The sequence below is a fragment of the Flavobacterium sp. UGB4466 genome (assembly GCF_903469665.1).
Classification (GTDB): Bacteria; Bacteroidota; Bacteroidia; order Flavobacteriales; family Flavobacteriaceae; genus Flavobacterium; species Flavobacterium lipolyticum.
In genome coordinates, this window is sequence record NZ_CAGKLC010000223.1 from 1 (window position 1) to 1,867 (window position 1,867).

Genomic DNA, 1,867 nt, shown 5'->3' on the forward strand with positions numbered 1-1,867 from the left:
ATAATGGTAAGAACTTGGGTTGCCGGATTTTTAGTATAACTCAATCGTATGTTACCTAAGTGATCTTTGTATTGATAAATATATTTATAAGAACTTCCTGAAGGCTCTACATAACCCTCGGCAGTTCGGGGCTTTTATATTCTTTATCGATTTTCTTTGCGTTCACGAGCGGGACGCTCGCGCCAGCGGGGGAAAAGCCACTCCGTTATGGAATGGCTTATTAGCACTATTAGATATTGTACATCTAGTATTTTATTTCACAGATGCATTAATTTGTTTTGCCTCTTCGTTAAATGATTCTTTAAGAGCTTCAAAAAAATCCTTATCATTAGGATATTTTATTTTTAAATTATCAATTTCTTTATTAATTTGTTCTGGACCCAAAATTTTTGACTTTACAAGAAACAAATTGTAATATGCTTCTTGGTCGAATGACTTCTGATTGTCTATAAAATTTTGAATTTCTGCTATTGCTTTATCAAAATATATTTTTTTATCTTCATTTTGCAATTTAGATTCGCAATCTAACGCTTTAAAATAATTGTATTGCATTCTCTTTTCATATGGTTTTGAGAAATCCTTTTCTGCAAGGGAATCTATAAATTCATATGCTTTATTATATTCCTTTAAAAATGAAAGAGCAGATATTTTCAACTCAATTGATGCCATTCTGGTCTCTGGGCAATCCAGAGATTTTTTAACATCTTTCAACGCATCGGACAGTAAAGCAGGATTTTTCTCTGTATAGAATTTATTAAATTTATTTTTTGCACTTATGTAATTTGTTTTACAAACATCTTTATTTCCTGTTTGTCCGTTACAACTACATAAAAATGTTATCATTACAATACAGTTAAAAAATATTCTTAGACTAAAGTTTGAATAATTCATTTTGTAATTTATTTTTATAATTATTTTTAAATCTGTTAATGTTTTATTGGAGAGTAAGGAGTATATTGAAAATTATAGGTTTTCGCAATAATTCCAAATCGCCCTGTCACAGGTACAGCACCACTACCATCATCTTTAACGTTTTGCCATGCTCCTGAAACATTTGCTCCTGGAAAAACTTTAGGACCTTTTTCTGCTGATATTTCAGTTGCTGGTATAAAAAGACTTCCTGACACGGAACTTGTTCCTGATTGCTGTATTAGAGATTGGTTTCCGTCTGGTCCTTGAAGACCTGTACCATAATCTTTACCTCCAAAAGTTGTAGTAGCCATTCCAGTAACTACAACATTATCCGTTCCTGTAGCGGTACCTTCAACAGCAATTCCTATATCAATACCATTGAATGTTTTGGAGAGTTGCCCATTAGAATCAAAACTTGTTGTAACATTAGCATTAACATTGATATTCGATTCTGCTGTAACCGTCGTTACGTGTGAAGCCCCCATAGTTACTCCTCCTTGCTGCTCATAATCTGACGCAACCCATCCAACTTTTGTTGTTGAAGGTGATGGATATGTACCTACCCAACCTAAATCTTTTACAATGGAACTATCTTCTTTACCTACATAGCTATATCCACTTGGAGTTTCTGATTCTTTAGTCACATTATTGTTCCATGTATATTCTCCTGTCGCAATATTTTTAATCCAATCTAAAGGTCCCATTCCATCAGGGTCTACAAAATGCATAGGATTATCAAAACAATAGTTGTAAGGAGACCATCTTCTCATCTGTTCCGCTAACGGGTCAATATTCATCCAACGACCAATTGCAGGGTCATAATTTCTTGCTCCATAGTCGTAAAAGTTAAGCCCCAGCTCGTCCTGCAATTCTTTCGAATTATACTTATACTTATTACTAGTAGCAACATAATCATTATACCCCTTGTGTTTCAATCCAAAAGGATAATAATTAT

At 33.5% G+C, this 1,867-nt stretch carries 2 protein-coding genes; both read right to left on the minus strand.

Annotation, left to right across the window (positions count from 1 at the left end; translation table 11 throughout):
• Positions 1 to 252 precede the first annotated feature (252 nt).
• Positions 253 to 891, minus strand: a complete 639-nt coding sequence (locus JO950_RS21740) for a hypothetical protein (protein ID WP_237732425.1) — start codon at positions 889 to 891, stop codon at positions 253 to 255.
• A gap of 35 nt (positions 892 to 926) precedes the next feature.
• On the minus strand, positions 927 to 1,867 hold a 941-nt coding region (locus JO950_RS21745), incomplete at its 5' end, for an RHS repeat-associated core domain-containing protein (protein WP_202704517.1).